General features: G+C 62.9%; 23 protein-coding genes. 12 read left to right on the top strand and 11 right to left on the bottom strand.

The window, feature by feature from the left end; genetic code table 11:
* Window positions 1-27: 27 nt before the first annotated feature.
* The gene (locus tag GGQ88_RS05600) at window positions 28-1,491 is read left to right on the top strand and encodes a PQQ-dependent sugar dehydrogenase (protein WP_183612149.1); all 1,464 of its coding nucleotides are present in this window, start codon (window positions 28-30) and stop codon (window positions 1,489-1,491) included.
* Here the strand turns inward: GGQ88_RS05600 and GGQ88_RS05595 are convergent.
* Both GGQ88_RS05595 and GGQ88_RS05590 read right to left on the bottom strand, forming a co-directional pair.
* The gene (locus tag GGQ88_RS05595) at window positions 1,488-2,303 is read right to left on the bottom strand and encodes an ATP-binding protein (RefSeq protein ID WP_183612148.1); all 816 of its coding nucleotides are present in this window, start codon (window positions 2,301-2,303) and stop codon (window positions 1,488-1,490) included. The two genes, GGQ88_RS05600 and GGQ88_RS05595, sit on opposite strands and share 4 nt — an antisense overlap.
* Window positions 2,300-4,018, bottom strand: a complete 1,719-nt coding sequence (locus GGQ88_RS05590; RefSeq protein ID WP_183612147.1) for an acyl-CoA dehydrogenase family protein — start codon at window positions 4,016-4,018, stop codon at window positions 2,300-2,302. The genes GGQ88_RS05595 and GGQ88_RS05590 overlap by 4 nt, the downstream gene beginning before the upstream one ends.
* Window positions 4,019-4,078: 60 nt before the next feature.
* Here GGQ88_RS05590 and GGQ88_RS05585 point away from each other — a divergent pair, with 60 nt between their 5' ends.
* Complete coding sequence (locus GGQ88_RS05585) at window positions 4,079-5,026, top strand: L-threonylcarbamoyladenylate synthase (RefSeq protein ID WP_183612146.1); 948 nt, start codon at window positions 4,079-4,081, stop codon at window positions 5,024-5,026.
* A gap of 3 nt (window positions 5,027-5,029) precedes the next feature.
* Here the strand turns inward: GGQ88_RS05585 and GGQ88_RS05580 are convergent, their stop codons facing one another.
* Both GGQ88_RS05580 and GGQ88_RS05575 read right to left on the bottom strand, forming a co-directional pair.
* On the bottom strand, window positions 5,030-5,374 hold the full coding sequence (locus GGQ88_RS05580) for a hypothetical protein (RefSeq protein WP_183612145.1): 345 nt from the start codon (window positions 5,372-5,374) through the stop codon (window positions 5,030-5,032).
* An 86-nt stretch (window positions 5,375-5,460) separates the two neighbouring features.
* Window positions 5,461-6,237: a head GIN domain-containing protein gene (locus tag GGQ88_RS05575; RefSeq protein WP_183612144.1), complete on the bottom strand. Its 777-nt coding sequence runs from the start codon at window positions 6,235-6,237 to the stop codon at window positions 5,461-5,463.
* A gap of 173 nt (window positions 6,238-6,410) precedes the next feature.
* Here GGQ88_RS05575 and GGQ88_RS05570 point away from each other — a divergent pair, with 173 nt between their 5' ends.
* Window positions 6,411-7,199 carry a helix-turn-helix domain-containing protein gene (locus GGQ88_RS05570; protein WP_183612143.1) on the top strand — a complete coding sequence of 263 codons (789 nt, stop codon included), beginning with the start codon at window positions 6,411-6,413 and terminating at the stop codon, window positions 7,197-7,199.
* Window positions 7,200-7,266: 67 nt separating this feature from the next.
* Here GGQ88_RS05570 and GGQ88_RS05565 read toward each other — a convergent pair whose 3' ends face one another.
* The 7 genes from GGQ88_RS05565 to hemE form a co-directional block, all read right to left on the bottom strand.
* Window positions 7,267-7,791 (bottom strand): CarD family transcriptional regulator, encoded by a 525-nt coding sequence (locus GGQ88_RS05565; protein WP_183612142.1) that lies wholly within the window; start codon window positions 7,789-7,791, stop codon window positions 7,267-7,269.
* Between the two features lie 303 nt (window positions 7,792-8,094).
* Window positions 8,095-8,433 (bottom strand): ferredoxin FdxA, encoded by a 339-nt coding sequence (gene fdxA, locus GGQ88_RS05560; protein ID WP_183612141.1) that lies wholly within the window; start codon window positions 8,431-8,433, stop codon window positions 8,095-8,097.
* Window positions 8,430-8,738, bottom strand: coding sequence for an RNA-binding S4 domain-containing protein (locus GGQ88_RS05555; protein WP_183612140.1), 309 nt, complete (start codon window positions 8,736-8,738; stop codon window positions 8,430-8,432). The genes fdxA and GGQ88_RS05555 overlap by 4 nt, the downstream gene beginning before the upstream one ends.
* Window positions 8,739-8,750: 12 nt before the next feature.
* Window positions 8,751-11,294, bottom strand: a complete 2,544-nt coding sequence (locus tag GGQ88_RS05550) for a helicase-related protein (protein WP_246385604.1) — start codon at window positions 11,292-11,294, stop codon at window positions 8,751-8,753.
* 106 nt (window positions 11,295-11,400) lie between these two features.
* The gene (gene rho / locus GGQ88_RS05545; protein WP_183612138.1) at window positions 11,401-12,657 is read right to left on the bottom strand and encodes a transcription termination factor Rho; all 1,257 of its coding nucleotides are present in this window, start codon (window positions 12,655-12,657) and stop codon (window positions 11,401-11,403) included.
* A gap of 152 nt (window positions 12,658-12,809) precedes the next feature.
* Window positions 12,810-13,253, bottom strand: coding sequence for a CopD family protein (locus GGQ88_RS05540; RefSeq protein WP_183612137.1), 444 nt, complete (start codon window positions 13,251-13,253; stop codon window positions 12,810-12,812).
* Between the two features lie 88 nt (window positions 13,254-13,341).
* Window positions 13,342-14,367, bottom strand: a complete 1,026-nt coding sequence (gene hemE / locus GGQ88_RS05535) for a uroporphyrinogen decarboxylase (RefSeq protein ID WP_183612136.1) — start codon at window positions 14,365-14,367, stop codon at window positions 13,342-13,344.
* 338 nt (window positions 14,368-14,705) lie between these two features.
* Between hemE and GGQ88_RS05530 the strand changes: the two genes are divergently transcribed.
* The 9 genes from GGQ88_RS05530 (at window position 14,706) to GGQ88_RS05490 (ending at window position 20,442) form a co-directional block, all read left to right on the top strand.
* The gene (locus tag GGQ88_RS05530) at window positions 14,706-15,548 is read left to right on the top strand and encodes a pyruvate, water dikinase regulatory protein (RefSeq protein ID WP_183612135.1); all 843 of its coding nucleotides are present in this window, start codon (window positions 14,706-14,708) and stop codon (window positions 15,546-15,548) included.
* Window positions 15,545-16,132 (top strand): nucleoside triphosphate pyrophosphatase, encoded by a 588-nt coding sequence (locus GGQ88_RS05525; protein WP_183612134.1) that lies wholly within the window; start codon window positions 15,545-15,547, stop codon window positions 16,130-16,132. The genes GGQ88_RS05530 and GGQ88_RS05525 overlap by 4 nt, the downstream gene beginning before the upstream one ends.
* Window positions 16,129-16,986, top strand: coding sequence for a shikimate dehydrogenase (gene aroE / locus GGQ88_RS05520; RefSeq protein WP_183612133.1), 858 nt, complete (start codon window positions 16,129-16,131; stop codon window positions 16,984-16,986). Before GGQ88_RS05525 ends, aroE begins: the two co-directional genes overlap by 4 nt.
* Window positions 16,983-17,588, top strand: coding sequence for a dephospho-CoA kinase (gene coaE, locus GGQ88_RS05515; protein ID WP_183612132.1), 606 nt, complete (start codon window positions 16,983-16,985; stop codon window positions 17,586-17,588). Before aroE ends, coaE begins: the two co-directional genes overlap by 4 nt.
* A 48-nt stretch (window positions 17,589-17,636) precedes the next feature.
* Complete coding sequence (dnaQ, locus tag GGQ88_RS05510) at window positions 17,637-18,353, top strand: DNA polymerase III subunit epsilon (RefSeq protein WP_183612131.1); 717 nt, start codon at window positions 17,637-17,639, stop codon at window positions 18,351-18,353.
* Between the two features lie 47 nt (window positions 18,354-18,400).
* Window positions 18,401-18,985: a ribosome hibernation-promoting factor, HPF/YfiA family gene (hpf, locus tag GGQ88_RS05505; RefSeq protein WP_183612130.1), complete on the top strand. Its 585-nt coding sequence runs from the start codon at window positions 18,401-18,403 to the stop codon at window positions 18,983-18,985.
* 181 nt (window positions 18,986-19,166) lie between these two features.
* Complete coding sequence (locus tag GGQ88_RS05500) at window positions 19,167-19,628, top strand: PTS sugar transporter subunit IIA (RefSeq protein ID WP_183612129.1); 462 nt, start codon at window positions 19,167-19,169, stop codon at window positions 19,626-19,628.
* The gene (locus GGQ88_RS05495; RefSeq protein ID WP_343057100.1) at window positions 19,615-20,100 is read left to right on the top strand and encodes a PaaI family thioesterase; all 486 of its coding nucleotides are present in this window, start codon (window positions 19,615-19,617) and stop codon (window positions 20,098-20,100) included. Before GGQ88_RS05500 ends, GGQ88_RS05495 begins: the two co-directional genes overlap by 14 nt.
* Window positions 20,101-20,442: a DUF1491 family protein gene (locus tag GGQ88_RS05490; RefSeq protein WP_183612127.1), complete on the top strand. Its 342-nt coding sequence runs from the start codon at window positions 20,101-20,103 to the stop codon at window positions 20,440-20,442. It begins immediately after the preceding gene.
* Window positions 20,443-20,548 lie beyond the last annotated feature (106 nt).

Here is a 20,548-nt window from a genome sequence, read left to right as displayed (position 1 = left end):
CGGCGCAGCGTGCATAGGTTCCAGCTCATGAACCTCATCAAGAAAATCCTGATCGCGATCGTCGTGATCATCGCCATTATTGCGGCTTATATCGCGTGGTCGATCCACGGCACATCCGCGCAATATTCACTGGCCGACACGACCGGCACTCGCCCCAAGCTCGCCGATCCGGACGAGCAGACGATACCGACGATCAAAACAGCCGACCCGATTGGGTGGAAGGACGGAGAGGCGCCCGTCGCCGCGCAGGGACTTGTTGTCACGCGCTTTGCCGACAAGCTCGATCACCCACGCACCGTCGTCACACTGCCCAACGGCGATGTGCTGGTCGCTGAAACCAACTCCCCACCGCGCAAGGATGATGGCGGCATCACCGGCATGGTGATGGGTTACCTGTTCAAGAAAGTCGGGGCAGGCGGCACGTCGCCCAACAAGATCGTGCTGCTGCGCGATGCCAATGGCGACGGCACGGCCGAGCAGCGTTTCGTGATGGAAAACCCCGCACTCGATTCACCGTTCGGCATGGCTTTCCGCGACGGTCGCCTGCTCGTCGCCAATCACAACGCGGTAGTCTCATTCCCTTATGCTCTGGGCCAGACCACGCTTTCGGGCACGCCGGAAAAGCTGATGGACCTGCCGGGCGGCGGCAATCACTGGGCGCGCAACCTCCTGCTCAGCCCCGACGGCAACCTTCTGTACGTCACGGTCGGCTCAGCCTCGAACATTGCCGAGGGCGGTATCGAGGCTGAGAAGGGCCGCGCTGCCATCCATGAGTACGACTTTACCAAGAAGCGCGCGCGCGAATTCGCCAGCGGATTGCGCAATCCCAACGGACTCGACTGGAACCCCAACAGCCAGGAGCTGTGGACCACGGTCAACGAGCGCGACATGCTAGGGTCAGACCTGGTGCCGGATTACCTGACCAACGTTCCGTTCGGCGCCGCCTACGGTTGGCCATGGGCGTACTGGAAGAAGAACATCGACTGGCGCGTCGAAGCGCCGATGCCGCAGTACCTGATGGAATACGTGCGCAAGCCTGAATACGGGCTCGGCGCACACGTTGCGGCGCTTGGCCTGACGTTCTCCAAGGGTGGCAACCGCATGGGCGCAAAGTTCGCCAGCGGCGCGTTCATCGCGAGGCACGGGTCATGGAATCGCCGCCCGCTTTCGGGCTACGATGTCGTCTTCGTCGGCTTCGACGATCGCGGCAATGTCCTGAAGAAGCCGCCAGTGCCGGTACTGACCGGCTTCCTCACCGATGACGAAAATGCCCGCGGTCGTCCGACGTGGGTTGCCTTTGCGAAGGATGGCGCATTGCTCGTCAGCGATGACACCGGCGGAGTGATCTGGCGGGTGACGGCGCCCGGCGCTCAACCCGCCGCAGCGATCACGCCGCTGCCGACCCGTCAGGCGCCACCCCAGCCCAAGGGCACGGGCAAATTCATCATGAAACCCAATGCCGAATCGGATCTGGTGAAACCGACGAACTAGAGCGAGCGACCGGCCCTCCCGGCCAGCTCGGTCACATATTGCCAGGCGACGCGGCCCGAACGCCCGCCGCGTCGCTTGGACCATTCGAGGCCATCGCCCTCGTCCCACGCAAGACCGTAGTGGGCGGCATAGCCCGCAATAATCGCAAGATACTCGTCCTGCGTGCAATTGTGGAAGCCGAGGCTGAGTCCGAACCGGTCTGCGAGCGCAAGCCGGTCGTCGACCGCGTCACGGGGATTTATCGGATCGTCCTGTTCGGACAGGTGTCGCTCAACGATCGCCCGCCGATTCGATGTCACCGCCAGCCGCACGTTGGCAGGACGCGCTTCGACACCGCCCTCGAGCCACGACCGCAACTTACGCGAGCCGGACGAATCCCCCGCGTCGAAACCGAGATCGTCGAGGAATACGAGAAAGCGCCGGTCGATCCCACGCAAGGTCGCGAACAGATCGGCCAAGCCAGCGTCGGGACTCGCCTGAACCAGCGCGATCGAACCAGGCGACGCGTGCTGCGCGGAGAGTGTCGCCGCACGCAGCAGTGCCGATTTACCCATGCCACGCGCACCCCACAGCAGCATGTCATGCGCCGCCGACCCACGAGCGAGGCGCGCGACATTCTCGACCACGGCGACCTTCTGCTTGTCGATGCCTTGCATCAGATCGAGGGCAGGGGCTTCAAGCCGTGCAACCCCGCGCGCGCCCTTGCCGTCCCAGACATAGGCCGGAAAGGCCAGCCAGTCGGCCGCTTGGCTTTGTACAGGAGCAATCCGCTCCAGCGCCTCGGCGATACGCGTAAGCAGCGCCTCGCTCATCCGACCAGCGCGTCCGTGTCGAGATCGTAGAGTAGCGCAGCGCCCGACATCGCCGACGAGCCCAGACCGCGCGCCTCGGGCACGATCACCCGGTTGAAGAACTTCGTGACCGCCGTCTTGGCGTGCAAACCGGAAGCGCGCGATTGCCGGCCGAGTTGCCAGCCCGCCACGGCCACCGCACACATCGTCGTGAATGGCACCGAACCCGCCAGCTTGTCATCGAGCGAGGCCGTCGTGCTCATCCACTGGCCGATCGCCGCAGCGTCCTTGGCCAGCGCCGCGACCTCGGGGACGTCTTCCATCTCGCTTGCGATCTGGGCCATCAGCGCCTGCAATACGCCGCCGTTCTCGTAACCCAGCTTGCGCGTCACCAGATCGGCCGCCTGAATGCCGTTGGTGCCTTCATAGATCGGCGCGATCCGCGCGTCGCGATAGTGCTGCGCGGCGCCGGTTTCCTCGACAAAGCCCATGCCGCCGTGAACCTGGATGCCAAGGCTGGCGACTTCGCAGCCGATGTCGGTGCCCCAGGCCTTGAGCATCGGCACCAGCAGTTCCGCGCGCATCTGCGCCGCGCCGTCACCCAGCGTCCCGCGATCGACCTGCCCGGCGGTATAATACAACAGCGCGCGCGAGCCTTCGGTCAAGGCGCGCATCCGCATCAGCATGCGGCGGACGTCGGGGTGCTCCACGATCGACACCGGGGTCTTGTCCGGCGATCCGGCGCGGGCGGACTGAATTCGGTCGCGGGCATAGGCGCTCGCCTGCTGCAAGGCACGCTCGGCAATCTGCACGCCCTGCGATCCGACGTTGATCCGCGCCGAATTCATCATCGTAAACATCGCGCGCAGGCCGCCGTTCTCGTGCCCGATCATCTCGCCGATGCATTCTGCGTTGTCGCCGTAGGACATCACGCATGTCGGCGAGGCGTGGATGCCGAGCTTGTGCTCGATCGAGACGCATTGGACATCGTTGCGCTCGCCCGGATTGCCGTCGGCATCGAGATGGAACTTGGGCACGACGAACAGCGATATCCCGCGCGAGCCTTCGGGCGCACCCGGCGTGCGCGCCAGCACGAGGTGGATGATGTTTTCCGCCCCGTCATGCTCGCCGAACGTGATGTAAATCTTCGTGCCTGCGATGCGGTACTTGCCAGCGTGCGGGCCGTCGACGATCGGCGTTGCAGTGGTGCGCAGCGCGCCGACGTCGGAGCCTGCCTGAGGCTCGGTCAGGTTCATCGTGCCCGACCACTCGCCGCTGATCAGCTTGGGCAGATAGAGCGCCTTCTGTGCATCGCTGCCGTGATGGTCGATCGCCTCGATCGCACCGACGGTCAGGATCGGCAGCAGGGTGAAGCCCATGTTAGCCGCGCCCAGCGTTTCCATCACGGCGGTTGCCAGTGTGAAGGGCAGGCCCTGTCCGCCGAACGCCTGAGGGCCGGCAATCGAACCCCACCCTTGGGCCACGAAATCCTTGTACGCAGCGACATAGCCCGGAGGCATGGTGACGACGCCATCTTTCCACTTCGCGCCGATCTGGTCGCCCGCGCGATGCAGCGGCGCCCATTCGCCGGCGGCAAACGCGCCGATGCCCTCGACGATCGCCTCGACCATGTCGGGCGTGGCGGCGGCGAAGCGCTCAGCCTGCGCAATGTCGTCGATGCCCGCGCTCACCTTGATGGCCAGGATCTGGTCGGCGGTTGGCGGCGTAAACGACATGGCTTGGCTCTCCCATCGGCAGCGCTTGCGCCACCCGGCGCGCCCCCTATAGCGAAGGACATGGAGCCGACAAAGCCTTCGAACGTGCATGTTCCGGACAGCACTGGCATGACAAAGGCAGCTGCCATCATCGCGGCAGGCGGGACCGTCGCCGTGCCGACCGAGACGGTCTATGGACTAGCGGCGCGCGCCGACGATGATGCGGCGGTAGCTGCCATCTACCGCGCCAAGGGTCGCCCCGACTTCAACCCGCTGATCGTGCACGTGCCCGACGTTACGGCAGCGCAGGCTCTTGCCGTGTTCGACGATCGTGCGCATGCGCTCGCAGCAGCATTCTGGCCCGGCGCGCTGACGATGGTTCTGCCCCGGCGCGACGATGCCGCGCTCGCCGCAGCCGTCAGCGCTGGCCTGCCGACCGTCGCCTTGCGTGTCCCCGCGCACGAGGTGATGCAGACCCTGTTGAAAACCTGTGGATTGCCACTCGCCGCACCCTCGGCAAATCGCAGCGGCGGCGTCAGCCCGACGAGTGCGCTCCACGTCGCCGATTCGTTGGGCAAACGCGTCGATCTGATCCTCGATGGCGGCGAGACCGAACAGGGCATCGAATCCACCATCGTCGCCTTGCGCGCCGACGGCACATGGACCGTCCTGCGCCCGGGTCCGATCACCGAGACCGCTATGGCGCGCGTACTCGGCCGCCAGAGCGACGTCGTGACGTCAACAAAGATCGAAGCCCCCGGACAGTTGGCCAGCCACTACGCCCCAGGCAAACCCGTCCGTCTTTCCGCCAATCAGGCTCAGCCGGGCGAGTTCCTGATCGGTTTCGGTGAAATCCCGGGAAACGTCAGCCTGTCCGAGGGCGGCGACCTCGCCCAAGCTGCAGCAAACCTCTACGCCTGCCTGCACCTCGGGGCTGCAGCTCCTCAGCCACGCATCGCGGTTGCACCAATTCCCGACGAAGGCATCGGCCTTGCCATAAACGATCGCCTTCGCCGCGCTGCAGTCTGAGCGTCAGTCCCGCTCGTAGGGCACAGAGCCGCGCATCGCATTCATCTCGCCATAGATCTGTCGTGCATCGTCGCAGGCCTCATCATTTCCGCGGTCGCAGTTGCGCATCGCCCGATCGTAGTCCTTGGACAGCTTGCCATAGCGCTCCTCACGCCTGCGGATCTCGCGTCCGCGCTTCTGGTCACGCTCCGAATCGCTGACAGTGACGCGATCATAAGCATCCGCCGTCGTATTGACCGCGCGTGAAGCAATCCGCACGGGCGCTGTAGCAAGGTCGAACGCGCTTTTGGCGACGCACCCGGGGAGCATCGCCAGAAAACAAAGCACGATGGCGCGGCTGTGAATCATAAGTGGCTCCCTTGCCACGGAAATCTCACGATGAGTTCGCCATGGCAAGATGGAGCTTAATGCGATGCGACGGACGGTTGAACCGCTTACTTGTCCTCGTTCGCCGCGTCGCTGGAATCCGGCGTGACGCCCGCTTCGCAGACCAGCTTGCCCGAGCCCATCGACGAGACCTTGCACGTGGCGCGACCAAACACGCGCACCTCGCCCGAACCCATGATATTGGCGTTGACGCTGCCGTTGGATGCAAAGCGCGCATTGCCCGATCCGGCAACATCGACCTTCACTTCATCGACGGTCAGCCCGTCCATCTCGGCATCGCCGCTTCCCGCGACGGTCAGCTTCATTTCGGTAGCCTTGCCCGCTGCGCGCAGCCTGCCCGAACCGACGACATCGACGTCGAGCTTGGGCGTGTCGATTGCGCGCGCTTCGATCGTGCCTGATCCGGCGACCGTGATCTTGGCATTCGCACCACCCAGCTGGTCCGTCACCAGATTGCCAGAGCCTGCCAGAACGACCTCACTCAGCATCGGCACCGTCACGTTGACTGTCGCGGTCTGATTCGATGAACCCAGCTTCCAGTCCTCGCGCGCAATTCCGAGCTGACCTTCGGACAATGCAAATCGCAGCTTGTCGGTACCTTCGCCTTCGACGGTAATCGCGAGCTTGTCGCCACGCGTTACGCGAACGTTATCGGGTCCGAGCAGAGTGATCGTCGTGGGCGCGGGGCCGCCCAGGTCCAACTCGGACAAGGGAACGCCCTTCTTGCCGTTGAACGAGATATTCGAGGCATCACAACCGCCAAGCGCGGTAGCAAGACCAAGCACGGCGACACCGGCAAGCGTGCGAACGAGCGACTGGAACATGACGATCTCTCTCCTGCCAAACCTCTATCGGCTGTGTTGCCGTGGTAACACGGTAATACGACATTGACCAAGTCGTTAGTGGAACGCAGACATCGGTTGGTCGTATCGGTGCTGCTTCAACAATCGTGTTTTGCACCCTCGTATCGCTTGGCCAATTGTCCTATTCGACCTCAATGCACGACGATGCCAACCAGTTGAGCGAGCGGGAAAAGGAGACATTGCGCCTGTTGCTGTCCGGGCACGACGCAAAGTCATCAGCCCGGGCGCTCGGCCTGTCGGTACACACGATCAACGAACGACTGCGCGATTCGCGGCGCAAGCTGGGTGTTTCGAGCAGCCGCGAAGCCGCGCGTATCCTTGCCGAAGCCGAACAAGCCACACCCAAATCGCTTGGGTACACGCAATTCGGGGTGGGCGAGAACGAGCAAGCGGTGACAGAGGCAGGTCAGCGGATCGGCCGAAACGAGCGATCCGTAAATGTCTGGATCATTGGAGGTCTAACAGCCATGCTTGTCACGATTGCTGCCGTGCTGCTCGCACAAGGTGCCCCCGTTACCGCCCCGCCCGCACCTGCATCGCCTGCTCCGCAAACATCTTCGACGCCGTCCCCGTCCGTGACCGCCGCAGCCGAAGCGTCCGCGCGGACCTGGCTTGGACTGGTAGACGCAGGAAACTGGGACAAGAGCTGGAACGGTGCCGCTACGATGTTCAGGACGCAGGTTACGACCGCCAAGTGGGCCAGCATGATCGAGCCGGTTCGAAAGCCGCTCGGCGCGCTTGCCACGCGGGCCCTGAAAGACGCAAAGCAGACCAGCGTGCTGCCGGGCGCGCCCGAAGGCGATTACATCCTGATGCAGTTCTCGACCGGCTTCGCAAACGCGCCAGCGACCACCGAAACCGTCATTCTGGCGCGCGAAGCTACTGGCTGGAAAGTTGCCGGCTACTTCATCCGCCCGGTCTGATCACGCGAACCAACGAAAAAGGCCTCCGGAAACCGGAGGCCTTTTCATAGTGTTGGGCCGAAAACGGTCAGGCCGTCTCGTAATACTTCGGTGCGTATTCGTTGAGGATCGCGAGGATCTTCTTGAGCGCGGCCGGCTCGTCGGTCTTTTCCATCGCGGCCAGTTCACGCGCAAGGCGCGAGGACGCCGCTTCGAAGATCTGGCGTTCGGAATAGGACTGCTCGGGCTGATCGTCGGCACGGAACAGGTCGCGCGTCACTTCGGCGATCGACACGAGGTCGCCCGAATTGATCTTCGCTTCGTATTCCTGGGCACGGCGCGACCACATCGTGCGCTTGACCTTGGGCTTGCCCTTCAGAGTATCGAGCGCCTCACGCAACGTCTTGTCCGATGACAGCTTGCGCATGCCGATCGATTCGACCTTGTTGACCGGAACCCGCAGCGTCATGCGTTCCTTTTCAAAGCGCAGCACGTAAAGCTGCAGCTTCATGCCGGCAATTTCTTCGTCCTGAAGCTCGACCACGCGGCCGACACCATGCTTCGGATAAACTACGTAGTCCCCAACATCGAAGGCGAGAGCCTTGACTGCCATTGGTATTCCTTTCGACGCGGGCGGGACGAGCCAACGGTCATCGGGTGCTTTTTCGGGGAGAAAGCGGCAATAGCCAGCCCACAGGCGGTCTTGCGAAGCCCAACGATCCGTTTGCTTTTGTTGTCCTGCCTTTTCGTGGTGAAAAGACGCCAGACAGGCAGGAGCCCACCAGCGCTTGGTGGTCCATATAACACTTCGGCAATAAAATTACCAGCCCCGTCGGTGTGCAGTGCACACAAAATCGGTCGTTGCCGCCAGATCGGCGACAACTTCGCGGTTCGTCAGCCAGCCGGAAAAGTCAGATCAATCGCCTTCGCCTGGCTCCGGCGAGAAGTACTTGTCGAACTTGCCGTCCTCGCCCTTGTGCTCGTCGGCGTCGTCGGGCGCATCCTTCTTGGCGGTGATGTTGGGCCATTCCGCCGAGAACTTGGCGTTGAGTTCGAGCCACTGCTCGAGACCCGATTCGGTATCGGGCAGAATCGCTTCAGCCGGGCATTCGGGTTCGCACACGCCGCAGTCGATGCACTCGCTGGGATTGATCACCAGCATGTTCTCGCCTTCGTAAAAGCAATCGACGGGGCATACCTCGACGCAGTCCATGAATTTGCAGCGGATGCAGGCGTCGGTGACCACATAAGTCATGGCGAATTTCGTCCCTCAAGTTCTCTTGAAGGCCGTGCTAGAGGCGTTGCACCCGGATCGTCAAGCACCCGATAGCACGCTTGCGCTTCAACGGCCGGTCCACGTCGCAGAGGGAGGTCGACAAGTTCGATCACCTTGATCCCGCTGCGCATCGGCAGGACCAGCACGTCGCCGCTTTTCACGTCGGCGCTGGCCCGCTCGATCCGGCGTCCGTTGAGACGGATATGACCTTCCGCTACCCAGTCCTGCGCCAGGCTGCGCGACCCCGAAAAACGCAGGAACCACAGAATCTTGTCGATCCGCAAATGGCGTTCTCCCTAACGCGCGACCAGTTCCGCCAGTGCGGCGAACGCTCCGGTTGGCACGGGCGGTGGCAAGGCAGCGTCCGCCGCTCCGGACCGTGTCGGTCGCCACTCCCACAGCGGTGGCACAGGCGCGCCATGCGCTCCCTTGGCAAGTTCGCGCCCCATGAACACGCGGAAGCCGCCTGCCCGCAACAACGCGGCGAAGCTGGCGGTCGACAGACCCATAGAGCGGGCCAGCGCCGGATCGATGTAGCAGCGGCGTCCACGGCTGCTGATACGCGTCCGATGGGCCGCTTGCAGCAGCTTCTCGGCGAGGTCCACGCGCAGGCACTGGATGCCGAACTTGCGATATCCGGCAGGAGCATTCTGCGCCTCAATCACCGGGGCGACCGATACAGGGGGAGCAGCAGACACCGTCCCGTATACGCTTGCCAAGGCTGACCATAACGCCAGCGGCGCGGGCCGCAGCATCGAAGGCACGAACAGGTCGAGCGCACCGATCCGCACTCCCAGCTTCTTGAGATGCTCTCGCTGAACCGGGTCGAGCCGGTCGAGTCCGGATTCAGCTCTCGGCAAGACACCTCCCGCCTCGACCATATGCAGCAGCAGTGCGCGCAAGCTGGCCCCCGATTGGCTTGCTCGGCTCGCATCGGACAGCGCCAGCAACGGACCGAGCAGCTGGGCTACGAAGCCCGAAAACCAGCCCTGCAAAACATCGCCCAGTTTTGCCCTGACTGCAGGTGGCAGTCGGTCGAGAGCCGGATCAGGTACAACGCGTGGTTCGAGCAAGGTTCGTCCCCGCTCGATCCGCGCGACTTTCAGATCATTCCACAACAGCGCGTCGTCAACCTGGCGCAGTCCGTCGCCTTGGCTCGCAGCCACGATCAGTTCTTCGGCACGCGCCTGAAACAGCGCGGGAAGATGGCGCTCGGCAGCAGCCAGCAGCAACTTGCGGTCGCTCGCCCGGGCAAGCGGATCGACCACGAAGCGAAACCCCTCGAGGTGACCGATCGGCTCGTCATCAACCAGCACCGAACCGCTCTCGGACAGTCGCACCGGCAGCAGCCCCGCATCAGAGCCTGCCTTGCGCATCAGCACCGTGGTCCTGCGGTTGACGAAGCGCTCGGTCAGTCGCGCGTGCAGCGCATCGGACAATCGCGTCTCGACCGCGCGGGCCCGCGCTGACATCTCCTCTTTCGCAAGCACCCAGTCTGGCCGCTGCGCGATATAGGACCACGAACGGATCGCGGCGATTCGCCCTTGCAGCGTGTCGATATCGCCTGTCGGCAGATCGAGCTGCGCAATCGCTTGCGCCACATAGTCAGCCCCGAGATAGCCGCGTTGGAGGTCCTGCCACAGCCGCGCGACAAAGCGGCTGTGCACCTCCTCGCCCTGCTGGCGGAAGTCGGGCAGGCGGCAGACATCCCACAAGCGCTGGACCGCGCGTTGTCCGCGCACGCTACCGGTCACGTCATGATCGTCGGCAAGGCGCTTGAGCACGGCAAGGTCGATGGCTTGCGGCGCAATCGACAGTTCGGGTCGGGGTGGCGGGCTTTCGAGATCCTCGATCAGCGTCGCGATGCTGTCGAACCGCGGCTCGGCCTCGCGCCAGAACAGCCGGGTCAGCGGTGCGAAGCGATGCTCCTCGATCGCGTAGACTTCCTCGTCGGTGAAGGCGGGATCGTGGCCGCCCATGCCCGACAGCGTGCCGAACGTGCCATCGCGCTGGTGCCGCCCGGCGCGCCCGGCGATCTGCGCCATTTCAGCCGTTGTCAGGCGGCGGTGGCGGTGGCCATCGTATTTCGACAGGCCGGCGAAGGCGACATGATGCACATCGAGGTTCAACCCCATACCGATGGCATCGGTTGCCACAAGGTAATCCACCTCGCCGGCCTGGTACATCGCGACTTGCGCATTGCGCGTCTGCGGGCTCAGCGCGCCCATCACCACAGCCGCCCCACCGCGAAAACGCCGCAGCATTTCGGCCATCACGTAGACCTGCTCGGCACTGAACGCGACGATCGCGCTACGTGGTGGAATCCGCGAGAGCTTCTTGGCGCCCACATGCGTCAGCGTGGAAAAGCGCGGGCGCGAAACTATCTCCGCCTCGGGCACCAGCGCCTTGATCATCGGCTGCAGCGTGGCCGAGCCCAGCAGCATGGTTTCTTCGCGTCCACGGGTGTGCAGCAACCGGTCGGTAAACACATGCCCGCGTTCGGGATCTGCCGCGAGCTGGGCCTCGTCCAGCGCCACGAAAGCTACATCCGGGCGGCTCGGCATGGCTTCTACCGTGCACAGCGACCAGCGCGCGTTCTTCGGCTCGATCCGTTCCTCGCCGGTGATCAGCGCGACCTTGTCGGGGCCCTTGATCGCGCAGACCCGGTCGTAGACCTCTCGCGCCAGCAGCCGCAGCGGAAACCCGATCGCGCCCGACGAATGCGCACAGAGCCGTTCAATGGCGAGATGGGTCTTGCCGGTGTTGGTCGGGCCGAGCACCGCCTTGACCACGCCGGTATGCGCCGTCTGCCGGATCTGCGCTGGCGTTCGATTGGCCATGAACGGGAATGTGGCGGGCATGATGCCCTGAAACAAGCGAGGGCGGGGAATTTATCCCCGCCCTCAATCTCTTGCCCGTAAGTCCGGGGTTTATCGCGAACGAGTTCTACTGGTTCATCGTCGCGAAGAAGTCCTCGTTGGTCTTGGATTCCTTCATCTTGTCGAGCAGGAATTCCATCGCGTCGATCGTGCCCATCTGCATGAGGATGCGGCGCAGGACCCACATCTTGCTGAGCTGATCCTTTGGAACCAGCAGTTCTTCCTTGCGGGTGCCGCTCTTGCCCACGTCGAGCGCGGGGAAGATGCGCTTGTCCGCAACTTTGCGGTCGAGCACGATTTCGGAGTTACCGGTGCCCTTGAACTCTTCGAAGATGACTTCGTCCATGCGGCTGCCGGTATCGATCAGCGCGGTGGCGATGATTGACAGCGAACCGCCTTCCTCGATGTTGCGGGCCGCACCGAAGAAGCGCTTGGGGCGCTGCAGGGCGTTGGCGTCGACACCGCCGGTCAGGACCTTGCCCGACGATGGCACCACGGTGTTGTAGGCGCGGCCAAGGCGCGTGATCGAATCGAGCAGGATCACCACATCGCGCTTGTGTTCGACCAGGCGCTTGGCTTTTTCGATGACCATTTCGGCAACCTGCACATGGCGCGTGGCGGGCTCGTCGAAGGTCGAGGAGATGACCTCGCCCTTCACGCTGCGCTGCATGTCGGTGACTTCTTCGGGGCGTTCATCGACCAGCAGAACGATCAGGAACACTTCGGGGTGATTGTCCGTAATCGCCTTGGCCATGTTCTGCAGCAGCACGGTCTTGCCGGTGCGGGGTGGCGCGACGATCAGCGCGCGCTGGCCCTTGCCCTGCGGCGATACGAGGTCGATCACGCGCGCCGACTTGTCCTTGACCGTGGGGTCGAGCGTGTCGAGGCGCAGGCGTTCATCGGGATAGAGCGGGGTCAGGTTGTCGAAGTTGACGCGATGGCGGACCGCGTCCGGCTCATCGAAGTTAACCTTGATCAGGCGGGTGATCGCAAAATAGCGTTCGCCATCCTTGGGTGCGCGGACTTCGCCTTCGACGGTATCACCCGTGCGCAGGCCCCACTTGCGGACCTGATTGGGCGAAACGTAGATGTCATCCGGGCCAGCGAGGTAGTTCGCTTCGGGGCTGCGCAGGAAACCAAACCCGTCGGGCAGCACCTCGATCGTGCCGATGCCGAGGATTTCTTCGCCGTCTTCGGCCATTTCCTTGAGGATCGCGAACATCAGGTCCTGGCGGCGCAGCGTGCTGGCACCTTCGACCTCGAGCTCTTCGGCCATCTGGACCAGCTCGGCGGGTGGTGTTTTCTTGAGGTCTTTCAAATGCATAGTACTAAATCCAAAGCAGAAGCTGGAATGGCCGGAAGCCTCTGAAGGGCTTGGAGAAAGCGAGAGGGAGGCTGCATTGAGGCAGCGCATCTATTTCCGGTCGGTCGCGGGATATGCCCACGCTGCCATTTAGTCAATTGCGCGCGTATCGCTCAGAACGGTTTCACGATCACCAGGATCACGATCAACGCCGCAGCGATGCCGGGGATCTCGTTGAGCATGCGCAGCTTCCTGCCGGTCAGCTTCCTCTGGCCCGCCGCCAGGAGCTGCGCGTAGTTGGCCAGCCAGAAATGGTATCCGGTCAGCGCAAGAACCAGCGCCAGCTTGGCATGAAACCAGCCTTGCGAAAACGCGCCGATGCTCATCGCCAGCGTCAGGCCCAGTACCCAAACCACCAGCAGCGATGGCCACATGATGATTTTCATCAACTTGGCCTCGCGATCGATCCAGATCGCGTTTTCGGGGGAACCTGGCGCGGACTCCTGATGATACACGAAAAACCGCGGCAGCATGAACAGGCCTGCCATCCAGAAGATCACGAAGATGAGATGGCCGGCCTTCAGCCAGAGATAGATCATCGCCAGTACCTGCTGCATGAGTTGCGGTTCCGCGTCGCTGCGAGTGGTCGCCCGGCGCTATTTCGGCTTGCTTGATGGTCTTTGCAAGAGCCTCATCGAGCAGGCACTAACGCGACCAATTCCGCACGATCTTCAGCAACTGCTCGACATGCTCGAGAGGCGTGAACTGGCCGATGCCGTGGCCCAGATTGAACACGTGAGGACGGTCGGCAAAAGCTTCGAGCACCCGGATCGTCTGCGTTTCCAGATCCGCACCGCCCGACAGCAGCAGCAACGGATCGAGATTGCCCTGCACCGGCATGTTCGCTGGCAGTTCGCGCGCGGCCCACAACGGGTCGATCGTCTCGTCCACGCCCACAGCATTCACGCCGGTTTCGCGGGCATAAGCCGCAAGCTTCTCGCCTGCGCCCTTGGGGAAGCCGATGATCGGAACGTGCGGATAGCGGCGCTGCATTTCGGCGGCGATCTTCGCGTTTGGTGCGATAACCCAGCGTTCGAACTGCGCAGGGGCAAGACTGCCCGACCAGGAATCGAACAGCTGCAGGCCTTCTGCGCCTGCCTCGACCTGGCCCGAGAGATATTCGATGGTCACGTCCGCGACTGCGTCGATGATCGCCTGGAACGCCTGCGGATCGCGATAGGCCATGGCGCGGGTGTCGTGATGATCGCGGCTGCCTTCACCTGCGACCATGTACGTCGCCACAGTCCACGGACTTCCTGCAAAGCCCAGCAAGGTCGTCTCAGGCGCTAACTGAGCCTTCACCTTGGCCACCGTCTCATAGATCGGGGCAAGGCGCTCAGGCACGGCTGTGAGGCTCTCCAGCGTGGCATCGATCAGCCGTGGCGAAAGGTGGGGACCTTCTCCGGCGAGGAACTGCAGATCCTGACCCATCGCGTAAGGCACGATCAGGATGTCCGAAAACAGGATCGCGCCATCGAAGCCGAAGCGCCGGATCGGCTGGACGGTGACCTCGGCCGCAGCGTCGGTGTCGTAGACCAGCGCGAGGAAGCCGCCACGCTCTGCCCGCAGTGCGCGATACTCGGGCAGATAGCGCCCCGCCTGACGCATCAGCCATATCGGGCGGCGGGCAAGATTGGCACCTTTGAGAGTCTCGAGAAGGGGGCCGGGCATCGCGGGTTTCGATCCATTCTACTTAAACTAGATTCTTAGAATCAGGTTGATGGTATTAGTTGGCCCTGTGGAAAGCGGGGACGGCGGCGCTCTGCCCGATTTGTGAGTCACCTTCCACACTTTTCCACTGGTCCGACTCTGCGGCAAAACGGGTCAAGCGCGAGTTCTCAACGCTCTCCACAGGCTGGGGACAAGCCAGCCTCACTGTCTATAACCATGGAGGAGCAAGGCCGGAAAGAAGCATGGATCTGTGCGTTCAACTTGTCCCCGCTCCTCTCCCGTGGTTTATCGGACGGGTGTCCACAGGGCTGTCCCGGCCCCTTGCCAAAGGCGCGTGAATGCAGCGTTTGCACCTGCACCTCCTGTCGGATTCGACCGGCGAAACGCTGGAAATGATCGCCAAGGCCGCGCTTGCGCAGTTCGATGGCGCCGACGTCGTGCGCCATTTCTGGCCGATGGTGCGCTCGATGCAGCATCTCGACCGTATCATGGGCGAGATCGCGGCAAACCCCGGTCTGGTGCTTTATACACTCGTCAATCCCGAGACGCGGACCCGGCTCGAACAGCGCTGCGCCACGCTAGGCCTGCCCAGCGTGCCTGCGCTCGATACGGTGACCGATGCCCTGCAACAACAACTGGGCGTCCAGGCCAAGGGGCGCCCCGGCCGCCAGCACATGATGGACGAGGCGTATTTTGCCCGCGTCGATGCGATCCAGTTCACCATCGCGCACGATGATGGGGTGAATTGGGAAAACTGGGAAGAAGCCGACATCCTGCTGGCCGGTGTCTCGCGCAGTTCGAAGACCCCCACCTCGATCTATCTCGCCAATCGCGGTTATAAGGTCGCCAATATCCCGATCGTCATCGAAAGCCCGCCGCCGTCGATGCTGTTCACGCTCGGCCGCCCGCTCGTCGTCGGCCTGACCACCAGTCCCGAGCGCCTGATCGCAGTGCGCCGCAATCGCCTGCTCTCGCTCAACCAGGCACCAGAAACCGCCTACGTCGACAATGACCACGTCACCCGCGAAGTGCAGTATGCACGGCGGATGTTTGCCGATAACGGCTGGCCGGTGATCGACGTCTCGCGCCGCTCGATCGAGGAAACTGCAGCAGCCGTGATCAATTTGTATAACGAACGCGTTGCCGGCGGCGGCGGTGCAGACGGAGTAAAACCGATATGACGCTGGTCCTTGCCAGCCAGAGCGCGTCGCGCAAAACCATGCTCGATGCAGCCGGCGTGCCGTTCGAGGCCTGCGCCGGCAACGTCGATGAAGGTGCGATCAAGCGCGAGCTGATCGGTGTGTCGCCGTGCGACATCGCGATGATCCTGGCCGAGGCCAAGGCAATGGCGGTCTCAGTGGGCAAACCCGGTCGACTCGTTCTCGGCGGTGATTCGCTCGTCGAAGTCTGCGGGCGCATGTTCGACAAGCCAGCGAGCCGCGAGAATGCTGCCGAACATCTCAGGTTCTTTTCCGGCAACGAGATGCGGCTCCATTCGGCCGCGGTGCTGATGCGCGATGGGTCTTGCACATGGCGTCATTGCGAGGTGGCCAGACTCAAGGTCCGACAGCTTTCCGACAGCTTTATCGACAGCTATCTCGACAGGGAGTGGCCCGCCGTTTCCGGGTGCGTCGGGGTGTTTCGGATGGAGGCTCTGGGGGTGCAGCTGTTCGAACAGGTCGAAGGCAACCATTTCACCATTCTCGGCATGCCATTGCTGGCGCTACTCAGCGCACTGCGCACCCAAGGGGAACTCGAAGCGTGAGCGGCCCTTACGCAGAAGTGATCGGCGATCCGATCGCACAGTCCAAATCGCCGGTGATCCATGGCTTCTGGCTCGAGAAGCTGGGCATAGCGGGTGATTATCGCCGCGCCCTGGTGAAGAGCGAAGGTCTCGCAGACTATCTCACCGCGCGCCGCAGCGATCCCGACTGGCGAGGCTGCAACGTGACCATGCCGCACAAGCAGGCGGTCATCGCGCATCTCGACCGGCTCGATCCGCTGGCCGCGCGGATCGGCGCGGTCAACACGATCGTTCCCGAAAGCGGCGAACTGGTCGGCTACAATACAGACGCTCCCGGATTTCTCGAACCGTTGCAGCCGTTACTTGCCCAGACCCACTACTTTCGCATGGCACGCGTGCTCGGCACCGGCGGGGCCGCGCGCGCCATCGTGGCAGCGCTTGCAGGTGAGAATATGGTCGTCGTGCTCGCGGGCCGCGATCCGGCAAAGGCCCGTGCCCTGCTTGATGAACTCGATCCTGCAGGCGAGCACCATGTTGCGCCGCTCGGACACTTTACCGATGCCACCGACTTTGCGTTCGACGACCGCGAAGGCTGCCTCGACCTTGTCGTCAACGCCTCATCGCTGGGAATGACCGGGCAACCACCGCTCGCGTTCGACCTGACTCACGCCCCACCCGGTTCGGTGTTCTACGACATCGTCACCAGCCCGCTCGAGACCGCTTTCCTCAAAGCGGCCAAGGCAGCGGGATTCAACACGATCGACGGATTGTCGATGCTGATCGGACAGGCCGACCACGCATTTCGCAAGTTCTTTGGAGCTATCCCGCCACGCGGCCCGGCCGACGTTGAACTGCGCGCAAGGCTGCTGGCATGAGCCGCCCCTTCATCCTCGGCCTGACCGGCTCGATCGGCATGGGCAAGTCGGCCGTAGCGCTGATGCTGTGCGAATTGGGCGTGCCGGTGTTCGACGCCGATGCCGCTGTGCACCACCTGCAAGGGCCACATGGCGCGCTGATCCCCGCGATCGAGGCGGCGTTTCCCGGCACCACCGGGCCTGAGGGTGTCAAGCGGCAGGAGCTCGGTGCAAAAGTGTTCGGCGATCCCGAGGCGCTCAAGCGGCTCGAAGCCATCGTCCATCCTGCCGTCGCCCACATGCGCGAGGCGTTCATGATCGAACATGCGTCTCAGCCACTGATCGTGTTCGACATCCCGTTGTTGTTTGAAAAGGGCCACGGTGCCGATCTTGATGCGGTCGCGGTCGTGTCCGCGCCCGCTGAGACCCAGCGTCAACGCGTCCTTGCACGACCCGGCATGACGCCCGAGAAATTCGCCCACATCCTGTCGCTGCAGGTGCCCGATGCCGAGAAGCGGGCGCGGGCGACGTACGTGATCGATACCGGACTGACCTTGAATGAAACGCGCACGCGAGTGGCGGCTCTGATCGCGTCCATCAAGGAAAAAAACCGGGCAGGTTAACCGCGAACGCCCTTGCCAGCCCCCTCGGCGGGGTCCACATATCCATTAATGCGTGAGATCGTTTTCGACACAGAAACGACCGGCCTCGATCCCGGATCGGGTGACAGATTGGTTGAAATCGGCTGCATCGAGATGCTCAACCGGGTAGCCACCGGTGCGGTCTACCATTGCTACTTCAATCCCGAACGCGACATGCCGGCCGAGGCCGAAAACGTCCACGGATTGTCGATCGCGTTCCTGTCGGACAAGCCGAAATTTGCCGAGAGGGCACAGGAGTTTCTCGACTTCATCGGGGATGCGCCGCTTGTCGCCCACAATGCGGGCTTCGACTTCGGCTTTATCAACACCGAACTGGCCAAGTGCGGTCTGGAACCCGTCAGCCGTGATCGCATGATCGACACGGTCGCGATCGCGCGTCGCAAGCATCCCGGCGCAAAGCTCAGCCTCGATGCGCTGTGCTCGCGCTACGGCATCGACCGCAGCCACCGTACCAAGCACGGCGCGCTGCTCGATGCGGAACTGCTCGCCCAGCTCTACGTAGAGCTTATGGGCGGACGGCAGATCGGCCTTGAACTGGCGGTCGAAGCGGCAATGGCCGGAAGTTCAATAGTTTCAGGTTCGGTCACGACGGTCGATGTCATGACCGTTTCCGCATCTGCCACGCGCCTATTCCGATCCCCGCGCCCGCATGCTGCGAGCGCGCAGGAGCTGGCCCGTCATGCCGAATTCATGGCGGGCTTCAGCGAGCCGCTCTGGTCGCGCTGAAGCGCGCGACCGGGTCTGCTCGCCCGAGTGCACAGGAGAAGTGAAATATGGATATTCGCGTTTCGGGACACCAGGTCGATACCGGCGCCGCCTTGCAAACCCACGCAGAGGAGCGACTTTCCACCATCGTCGACAAGTATTTCTCCCGAGCGCTTTCCTCGCATGTCACGATGGGGAAAGCCCCGCACGGCGGATTTCGCTGCGACATCGTCACGCACGTCACCAATGGCCTGATCCTCAAGGGTAGCGGCATCGCGCAGGACGCGCACATCGCGCTCGACCAGTCGGCCGAAAAGATCGAGAAGCAGCTGCGCCGCTACAAGCGCCGGCTCAAGGATCGTCACGAAAGCTCGGTCCACGCCGAAAAGGAAGACATCGCCAACCTCAATGGCCAGGAAGCCGCTTACACCGTGTTCGCGCATGACGAACAGAGTGAAGACGAGCCTCAGGATGCGCCATTGGTAATCGCTGAAACCCGCGTCGACGTGCCGACGGCGACCGTTTCGGACGCAGTGATGATGCTCGACTTGCGCAATACCAACGCGCTGATGTTCGAAAACGCGGGCACCGGCGTACACAATATGGTCTACCGCCGTGGCGATGGATCGATCGGCTGGGTCGAACCGCGCTAGGATATCCCGGTCATGACCGGCAAGTCGCAAGGGGGAGGGCGCAGGTCGCCTTCCCCATTTTCTTGGCTGGTTGCAGCCCGGATTGTCCCAACGGTTTGGACTTGCGTTCAAGGGCATTCCGGCGCATTGCGCCCCCCAATTCACCGTGCTCCTGCACTTATGTGACGCCATTCAATCCGCTATGACGGCTCTCTTCACACTTGACCAGCAAGCCGTGCGCGTGGTTCGCGCCGACACCAAGCAGCAGATCCTCAGCGATCTCTCGCGCTGCTTTGCGGAGGTCTATGCGCTCGATCCGGACATGGTGATCGAGGGCATCGACGAGCGCGAGCGGCTGGGCAGCACCGGTTTCGGCCGCGGCGTGGCGATTCCCCATGCCCGGATCGACGGGCTTGAGCGTCCGGTAGCAGTGTTCTTTCGCCTCGAAAATCCGGTCGATTTCGCTTCTGCTGACGGCATGCCGGTCGATTGCGTGTTCGGCCTGCTCTCACCCTCGCAGGCTGGTGCCACGCATCTCCAGGCCTTGGCGGCCATCTCGCGCCTGATGCGCGATGAAAAGATGCACGACCGGCTGGTTTCCGCACCCGGCGCAGATGCGCTCTACGGGTTGCTCGTCAACGTCCTCGACCGTGACGCAGCCTGATAGCGGCAACGACAGCGCCCGCCTGCACTGGCGCGCGCTCGAGGGCTTGTACGTCTCGGCGCCGGTCAACAACCTGTTCGAATCCCGTCTCGAGATTCTCGCCGAAGGCAAATCGCGCATCCACTTTAATGTCACGCCTGCCTGCTTTCATGCAGCCGGGGCCGCGCACGGCACGATCTATTTCAAGATGCTCGATGACGCCGCATTCTACGCCGCCAATACCCACGTCACCGACCGCTTCCTGCTGACGACATCATTCAACCTGCTGTTCACCAAGCCGATCAAGGTTGGGCCGGTGGTCGCCGAAGGCCAGTGGATTTCCGGCCGCCGTCGCGTGCTGGTCGCCGAAGCCCGGCTGATCGATGCCGAGGGCGAAGAAGTCGGGCGGGGAACCGGGACATTCCAGCGTTCGCGGATCCCTTTGTCGAGCCTCGATGGTTACAACGCAGGCCTGCGCGCGGCTTTGGGCTAGATGGATACACGGCTCCCTGCTCACCTCGAAGTATCGGGACTAATGCGAGCCGCTCAAGCCGAGGGTGACTTCGGAATGGTGTTGCAAAAGGGTGATCGGGACGGTGGAACGATCCTGATTGTTATACTGGATAAACAAGGGCTTGGCACACTCTACGAGCGTCTGCCAGAGCGAGATGGCACCCGGAAATGGTCGCTGGTGAAGTCGCAAGTAACTGATAATAAAGTGGAATTTGAAGACTATCTTGACCGTCGGAAAAGTCAGGACCCCGACTTGTGGATAGTCGAACTGACTGTCGCAAAACCGCAACGCTTCATCCAGAGTGCTCTGTCGGCAACCTGAACGCGGGTTGACTCTTCGCAGATGCACAATAAAGGCAGCCCACCAGATTTGCGCAGGCGGTGACGGAAGGCGATCAAGCTGACCGCATTGGCACGCAGACGGGGGG

The organism is Novosphingobium hassiacum, assembly GCF_014196055.1.
Classification (GTDB): Bacteria; Pseudomonadota; Alphaproteobacteria; order Sphingomonadales; family Sphingomonadaceae; genus Novosphingobium; species Novosphingobium hassiacum.
The sequence above is the reverse complement of the archived record's forward strand: the minus strand, read 5'-3'. Positions and strand labels throughout refer to the sequence as shown.

What these genes read in the sequence shown, in the direction of transcription:
- GGQ88_RS05600 (WP_183612149.1), top strand. Translation starts at nt 28, where the DNA reads ATGAACCTCATCAAGAAAATCCTGATCGCGATCGTCGTGATCATCGCC.
- GGQ88_RS05595 (WP_183612148.1), bottom strand. Translation starts at nt 2,303, where the DNA reads ATGAGCGAGGCGCTGCTTACGCGTATCGCCGAGGCGCTGGAGCGGATT.
- GGQ88_RS05590 (WP_183612147.1), bottom strand. Translation starts at nt 4,018, where the DNA reads ATGTCGTTTACGCCGCCAACCGCCGACCAGATCCTGGCCATCAAGGTG.
- GGQ88_RS05585 (WP_183612146.1), top strand. Translation starts at nt 4,079, where the DNA reads ATGGAGCCGACAAAGCCTTCGAACGTGCATGTTCCGGACAGCACTGGC.
- GGQ88_RS05580 (WP_183612145.1), bottom strand. Translation starts at nt 5,374, where the DNA reads ATGATTCACAGCCGCGCCATCGTGCTTTGTTTTCTGGCGATGCTCCCC.
- GGQ88_RS05575 (WP_183612144.1), bottom strand. Translation starts at nt 6,237, where the DNA reads ATGTTCCAGTCGCTCGTTCGCACGCTTGCCGGTGTCGCCGTGCTTGGT.
- GGQ88_RS05570 (WP_183612143.1), top strand. Translation starts at nt 6,411, where the DNA reads ATGCACGACGATGCCAACCAGTTGAGCGAGCGGGAAAAGGAGACATTG.
- GGQ88_RS05565 (WP_183612142.1), bottom strand. Translation starts at nt 7,791, where the DNA reads ATGGCAGTCAAGGCTCTCGCCTTCGATGTTGGGGACTACGTAGTTTAT.
- fdxA (WP_183612141.1), bottom strand. Translation starts at nt 8,433, where the DNA reads ATGACTTATGTGGTCACCGACGCCTGCATCCGCTGCAAATTCATGGAC.
- GGQ88_RS05550 (WP_246385604.1), bottom strand. Translation starts at nt 11,294, where the DNA reads ATGGCCAATCGAACGCCAGCGCAGATCCGGCAGACGGCGCATACCGGC.
- rho (WP_183612138.1), bottom strand. Translation starts at nt 12,657, where the DNA reads ATGCATTTGAAAGACCTCAAGAAAACACCACCCGCCGAGCTGGTCCAG.
- GGQ88_RS05540 (WP_183612137.1), bottom strand. Translation starts at nt 13,253, where the DNA reads ATGCAGCAGGTACTGGCGATGATCTATCTCTGGCTGAAGGCCGGCCAT.
- hemE (WP_183612136.1), bottom strand. Translation starts at nt 14,367, where the DNA reads ATGCCCGGCCCCCTTCTCGAGACTCTCAAAGGTGCCAATCTTGCCCGC.
- GGQ88_RS05530 (WP_183612135.1), top strand. Translation starts at nt 14,706, where the DNA reads ATGCAGCGTTTGCACCTGCACCTCCTGTCGGATTCGACCGGCGAAACG.
- GGQ88_RS05525 (WP_183612134.1), top strand. Translation starts at nt 15,545, where the DNA reads ATGACGCTGGTCCTTGCCAGCCAGAGCGCGTCGCGCAAAACCATGCTC.
- coaE (WP_183612132.1), top strand. Translation starts at nt 16,983, where the DNA reads ATGAGCCGCCCCTTCATCCTCGGCCTGACCGGCTCGATCGGCATGGGC.
- dnaQ (WP_183612131.1), top strand. Translation starts at nt 17,637, where the DNA reads ATGCGTGAGATCGTTTTCGACACAGAAACGACCGGCCTCGATCCCGGA.
- hpf (WP_183612130.1), top strand. Translation starts at nt 18,401, where the DNA reads ATGGATATTCGCGTTTCGGGACACCAGGTCGATACCGGCGCCGCCTTG.
- GGQ88_RS05500 (WP_183612129.1), top strand. Translation starts at nt 19,167, where the DNA reads ATGACGGCTCTCTTCACACTTGACCAGCAAGCCGTGCGCGTGGTTCGC.
- GGQ88_RS05490 (WP_183612127.1), top strand. Translation starts at nt 20,101, where the DNA reads ATGGATACACGGCTCCCTGCTCACCTCGAAGTATCGGGACTAATGCGA.